This is a genomic window from Pseudomonas sp. (assembly GCF_050739995.1).
Classification (GTDB): domain Bacteria; phylum Pseudomonadota; class Gammaproteobacteria; order Pseudomonadales; family Pseudomonadaceae; genus Aquipseudomonas.
Genome location: NZ_JBOICG010000172.1, coordinates 1 through 5,829, shown reverse-complemented (window position 1 = coordinate 5,829; position 5,829 = coordinate 1). Strand labels below are relative to the sequence as shown.

The following is a 5,829-nucleotide window of genomic DNA, read 5'->3' as shown; positions in this document are numbered from 1 at the left end:
GCATCCCGGTGATCCCGACCCTGATGGGCTGGGGCACGATCCCGGACGATCACCCGCAGATGGTGGGCATGGTCGGCCTGCAAACGTCCCACCGTTATGGCAACGCCACGATGTTGAAATCGGACGTGGTGCTGGGCATCGGTAACCGCTGGGCCAACCGCCATACCGGTTCGGTGGAGGTGTACACCGAAGGCCGCAAGTTCATTCACGTCGACATCGAGCCGACGCAGATTGGCCGCGTGTTCACCCCGGACCTGGGCATCGTTTCCGACGCCGGTTCCGCACTGACGATGTTCATTGAAGTCGCCCGCGAGTGGAAAGCCGCAGGCAAGCTCAAGGACCGCAGCGCCTGGCTGCATGACTGCCAACAGCGCAAAGCCACCCTGCACCGCAAGACCCACTTCGACAACGTGCCGGTCAAGCCGCAACGGGTGTACGAAGAGATGAACCAGGTGTTCGGCAAAGACACCTGCTACGTCAGCACCATCGGCCTGTCGCAGATTGCCGGCGCGCAGTTCCTGCATGTGTACAAGCCACGGCACTGGATCAACTGCGGCCAGGCCGGCCCGCTGGGGTGGACCATCCCTGCCGCCCTGGGCGTGGTCAAGGCTGACCCAAGCCGCAAGGTCGTGGCGCTGTCGGGCGACTATGACTTCCAGTTCATGATCGAAGAGTTGGCGGTAGGTGCACAGTTCAAGCTGCCGTACATCCACGTGGTGGTGAACAACTCTTACCTCGGTTTGATCCGCCAGGCCCAGCGCGGCTTTGAAATGGACTACTGCGTGCAGTTGTCTTTCGACAACCTCAACGCCCCGGAACTCAACGGCTATGGCGTAGACCACGTGGCCGTCGCCGAGGGCCTGGGTTGCAAGGCCTTGCGCGTGTTCGAACCGGGCCAGATTGCGCCGGCGTTGCGCAAGGCTGAGGAAATGATCGAAGAATTCAAGGTGCCGGTGATCGTTGAGATTATTCTGGAGCGCGTGACCAATATTTCCATGGGCACCGAGATCAACGCCGTCAACGAATTCGAAGATCTGGCCTTGGTCGGCAACGATGCACCGACCGCCATTTCCCTGCTCGATTAAGGAGAACCCTATGCCGCGTTTTGCCGCCAACCTGTCCATGCTGTTTACCGAGCAGGACTTTCTCGCCCGTTTCAAAGCGGCTGCCGACGCCGGCTTCCAAGGCGTCGAGTACCTGTTTCCGTACGAGTTCAGCTCGGCCGAGATCAAGGCACAACTGGACGCCAACGGCCTGACCCAAGTGCTGTTCAACCTGCCGGCCGGTGACTGGGCCAAAGGCGAACGCGGCTTGGCGTGCCACCCGGACCGGGTCGAGGAGTTCCGTGCCGGGGTCAAGCTGGCCATCGCCTACGCCCAGGTGCTGGGCAATACCCAGGTCAACTGCCTGGCGGGCATTCGCCCTGCCGGTGTGGATGACGAAACCGTGGAAAAAACCTTCGTCGCCAACCTCAAGTACGCCGCCGACAAGCTACAGGCGGCGGGCATCAAACTGGTGATGGAGATGATCAATACCCGCGACATCCCGGGTTTCTACCTCAACAACACCGCCCAAGCCCTGTCGATTCGTGAACAAGTGGGCAGTGACAACCTGTTCCTGCAGTACGACATCTACCACATGCAAATCATGGAGGGCGACCTGGCCCGCACCATGGCGGCGCACCTGGGTGAGATCAACCACATCCAGCTGGCCGACAACCCAGGGCGCAATGAGCCAGGAACAGGGGAGATCAACTATCGATTCCTGTTCGAGCATTTGGTCCGCATCGGCTACACGGGTTGGGTCGGCTGTGAGTACAAGCCGTTGACTACCACCGAAGCGGGCCTTGGTTGGCTCAAATCTCACAACGCGATCTAACTGACACAGCGCAAAACCAATGTGGGAGGGGGCTTGCCCCCGATGACGTCAGGTCAGTCAGTACACGTTCGCCTGACACACCGCTATCGGGGGCAAGCCCCCTCCCACATTGAGCCGGTTGTGTAATAAAAAGAGGATTTTCATCATGGCTAAAATCGGATTTATCGGCACCGGCATCATGGGCCAACCCATGGCCGCGAACCTGCAGAAAGCCGGTCATCAACTGTTTCTCTCCGAGCACCACGGCAAGGCCCCAGCCGAGTTGGTCGCCGCTGGCGCCGTGGCCCTGGCCAACCCGCAACAGGTCGCCCAGGAAGCCGAGTTCATCATCGTAATGGTGCCCGACACCCCGCAGGTCGATGACGTGCTGTTCCGCGCCGATGGCGTTGCGGCGGGCCTGTCGCCGAACAAGGTGGTGATCGACATGAGTTCGATCTCCCCCACCGCCACCAAGGCGTTCGCGGCGAAGATCAATGCCACCGGCGCGCAGTACCTGGATGCGCCGGTGTCCGGTGGTGAAGTCGGTGCCAAGGCCGGTACTTTGAGCATCATGGTCGGTGGCGAGCCGCAGACGTTTGAACGCGCACTGCCGCTGTTCCAGAGCATGGGCAAGAACATCACGCTGGTGGGCGGCAATGGCGATGGCCAGACCGCCAAGGTCGCGAACCAGATCATCGTCGCGCTGAACATTCAGGCGGTGGCCGAAGCACTGTTGTTCGCCGCCAAGAACGGCGCCGACCCGGCCAAGGTGCGTGAAGCGCTGATGGGCGGCTTTGCCTCGTCGAAGATCCTGGAAGTGCACGGCGAACGCATGATCAAGGGCACCTTCGATCCAGGCTTCCGTATCAACCTGCACCAAAAGGACCTGAACCTGGCCCTGGCCGGTGCCAAGGAACTGGGGATCAACCTGCCGAACACTGCTGGCACGCAACAGGTGTTCAGCACCTGCACGGCGATTGGTGGCGGCAACTGGGACCACTCGGCGTTGATCAAGGGGCTGGAGCATATGGCGAATTTCTCGATTCGCGAGAAGTAAATCTTGATCTGAAAAGCGATCGAATGTGGGAGGGGGCTTGCTCCCGAAAGCGGTGTATCAGTAGACAAAAATGTTGAATGAAAGACTGCTATCGGGAGCAAGCCCCCTCCCACAGTTTGATTGCATTTCAAGCCTGAAATTGAAGCACCTCTAATAACAAAAAATCTCCGGGAGCCCGCTTATGTCGGTCGATCCGCAACACCTGCTTCGCGAGCTGTTTGCCACAGCCATCGACGCCGCCCATCCCCGGCAAGTCCTTGAACCTTATCTACCCACCGACCGCAGCGGCCGCGTGATCGTGATCGGCGCCGGCAAAGCCGCGGCTGCCATGGCCCTCGTCGTCGAAAACTGTTGGCAGGGCGAAGTCAGTGGACTGGTCGTCACCCGCTACGGCCACGGCGCGCCCTGCAAGAAAATCGAAGTGGTCGAGGCTGCTCACCCGGTGCCCGATGCAGCGGGCCTGGCGGTGGCCAAGCGTGTGCTGGCGCTGATCAGCAACCTGACCGAAGCCGACCGCGTGATCTTCCTGCTCTCCGGTGGCGGCTCCGCGTTGCTCGCCCTGCCCGCCGAAGGCATCAGCCTGGCGGACAAACAAGCCATCAACAAAGCCCTGCTCAAATCCGGCGCCACCATTGGCGAGATGAATTGCGTGCGCAAACACCTCTCGGCCATCAAGGGGGGCCGGCTGGCGAAAGCCGCATGGCCGGCGACGGTGTACACCTACGCCATCTCCGACGTGCCGGGCGACCAGGCCACAGTGATCGCCTCCGGCCCGACCGTCGGCGACCCGAGCACCTCGCAACAGGCCCTGGCGATCCTCAAGCGCTACCACATCGATGCACCCGCCTCGGTACGCAGCTGGTTGCAGGACCCGGCCTCGGAAACCGTCAAACCTGGCGACCCGGTCCTCGCCCGCAGCCACTTCCAGTTGATCGCGAGACCACAGCAGTCCCTGGAAGCGGTGGCCGTGAAAGTGCGTCAGGCTGGGTTCAGCCCGTTGATCCTCGGCGACCTGGAAGGTGAAGCGCGGGATGTGGCCAAGGTGCACGCCGGTATCGCCCGGCAAATCGTGCAGCACGGCCAGCCTTTGGCGGCGCCGTGCGTGATCCTGTCCGGCGGTGAAACCACCGTCACCGTACGCGGCGATGGCCGTGGCGGGCGCAATGCCGAATTCCTGCTAAGCCTCACCGACAGCCTCAAAGGGCTGCCCGGCGTGTACGCCCTGGCCGGTGACACCGACGGCATCGACGGCTCGGAAGACAATGCCGGCGCGCTCATGACCCCCACCAGCTACGCCCGCGCCGAAGCCCTGGGCCTGTCGGCCAGCGACGAGCTGGACAACAACAATGGCTACGACTATTTCGCCGCGCTCGACGACCTGATCGTCACCGAGCCGACCCGTACCAACGTCAATGACTTCCGCGCCATCCTGATTCTTGAGACTGCCAAACATGACGCCTGACAAGAAGGTCAAAATCCTCGCCACCCTGGGCCCGGCCACCGACGGTATCGACGACATCCGCGAGTTGGTGGAAGCCGGGGTGAATATCTTTCGCCTCAACTTCAGCCACGGTGATCACGCTGATCACGCGCAGCGCTACCAGTGGATTCGCCAGGTGGAGCGCCAGCTGAATTACCCGCTGGGTATTCTCATGGACTTGCAAGGGCCGAAACTGCGGGTCGGGTGTTTTGCCGAGGGCAAGGTACAACTGGTGCGCGGCCAGGCGTTGCGCCTGGACCTGGACCCGACCCCTGGCGACCAGCGCCGGGTCAACCTGCCCCACCCGGAAATCATCGCGGCGTTGGAGCCAGGCATGGACCTGCTGTTGGATGACGGCAAGCTGCGCCTGCGGGTCATCACCAAGCACGCCGACGCTATCGACACCACCGTGCTCAATGGCGGTGAGTTGTCCGACCGCAAAGGTGTGAATGTGCCGCAAGCCTTGCTCGAGCTCAGCCCGCTGACCGCCAAGGATCGTCGCGATCTGAGCTTCGGCCTGGAACTGGGTGTGGACTGGGTGGCGCTGTCCTTTGTACAACGCCCGGAAGACATCCGCGAAGCTCGCGAATTGATCGGCGACAAGGCGTTTCTGATGGCCAAGATCGAGAAGCCGTCGGCCGTGCAGCGCCTGCAGGAAATCGCCGAACTGAGTGACGCAATCATGGTGGCCAGAGGCGACCTGGGCGTGGAAGTGCCGGCGGAAAGCGTGCCGCAAATCCAGAAAGACATCATCAGCACCTGTCGCCAATTGGGTAAGCCGGTGGTGGTGGCCACGCAGATGCTCGAATCCATGCGTTTTTCGCCTGCGCCAACCCGCGCCGAAGTCACCGACGTGGCCAATGCAGTGGCCGAAGGTGCGGATGCGGTGATGCTGTCGGCGGAAACCGCCTCGGGCGAATACCCGCTGGAAGCCGTACAGATGATGAGCAAGATCATCCGCCAAGTGGAAAACGGTCCGGATTACCAGACGCAACTGGACGTCAGCCGACCCAAGGCGGACGCCACGGTGTCTGACGCGATCAGCTGTGCGATCCGGCGCATCAGCAGCATCTTGCCGGTGGCGGTGCTGGTGAACTACAGCGAATCGGGCAGCTCCAGCCTGCGCGCGGCGCGGGAGCGGCCAGTGGCACCGATTCTCAACCTCACGCCGAACCTGTCCACGGCACGGCGCTTGAGCGTGGCGTGGGGCGTGCATTCGGTGGTCAATGATCGGCTGCGGCAGGTGGATGAGGTGTGTTCCACCGCACTGGAAATTGCCCAGGCCCAGGGCATGGCGCAGCGTGGGGATACGTTGGTGATCACGGCGGGGGTGCCGTTTGGGCAGCCTGGCTCCACCAATTCCTTGCGTATCGAGACGTTGATTTAGCGCCTGTCAGGGCCTCATCGGGAGCAAGCCCCCTCCCACACTTGATTG

Annotated in this window: 5 protein-coding genes; all 5 read left to right on the top strand. The window is 62.0% G+C overall.

All coding sequences use genetic code 11. The features are described 5' to 3' along the window. The coding region (locus ACRESD_RS06085) for a thiamine pyrophosphate-dependent enzyme (protein WP_431750101.1) at positions 1-1,085 on the top strand (1,085 nt) is incomplete at its 5' end. 10 nt (positions 1,086-1,095) lie between these two features. After that, entirely contained in the window at positions 1,096-1,878 is a 783-nt protein-coding gene (gene hyi, locus ACRESD_RS06080; protein ID WP_431750100.1) for a hydroxypyruvate isomerase, read from the top strand. 145 nt (positions 1,879-2,023) lie between these two features. Next, the gene (locus ACRESD_RS06075) at positions 2,024-2,914 is read left to right on the top strand and encodes a 2-hydroxy-3-oxopropionate reductase (protein WP_431750099.1); all 891 of its coding nucleotides are present in this window, start codon (positions 2,024-2,026) and stop codon (positions 2,912-2,914) included. Between the two features lie 181 nt (positions 2,915-3,095). Continuing rightward, on the top strand, positions 3,096-4,376 hold the full coding sequence (locus ACRESD_RS06070; RefSeq protein WP_431750098.1) for a glycerate kinase type-2 family protein: 1,281 nt from the start codon (positions 3,096-3,098) through the stop codon (positions 4,374-4,376). Beyond that, positions 4,366-5,781 carry a pyruvate kinase gene (gene pyk / locus ACRESD_RS06065; protein WP_431750097.1) on the top strand — a complete coding sequence of 472 codons (1,416 nt, stop codon included), beginning with the start codon at positions 4,366-4,368 and terminating at the stop codon, positions 5,779-5,781. Before ACRESD_RS06070 ends, pyk begins: the two co-directional genes overlap by 11 nt. Positions 5,782-5,829 lie beyond the last annotated feature (48 nt).

Bases quoted from the DNA above. Each gene is read 5' to 3' on its own strand.
- ACRESD_RS06070 (WP_431750098.1), top strand. From the start codon at position 3,096: ATGTCGGTCGATCCGCAACACCTGCTTCGCGAGCTGTTTGCCACAGCC.
- pyk (WP_431750097.1), top strand. From the start codon at position 4,366: ATGACGCCTGACAAGAAGGTCAAAATCCTCGCCACCCTGGGCCCGGCC.
- hyi (WP_431750100.1), top strand. From the start codon at position 1,096: ATGCCGCGTTTTGCCGCCAACCTGTCCATGCTGTTTACCGAGCAGGAC.
- ACRESD_RS06075 (WP_431750099.1), top strand. From the start codon at position 2,024: ATGGCTAAAATCGGATTTATCGGCACCGGCATCATGGGCCAACCCATG.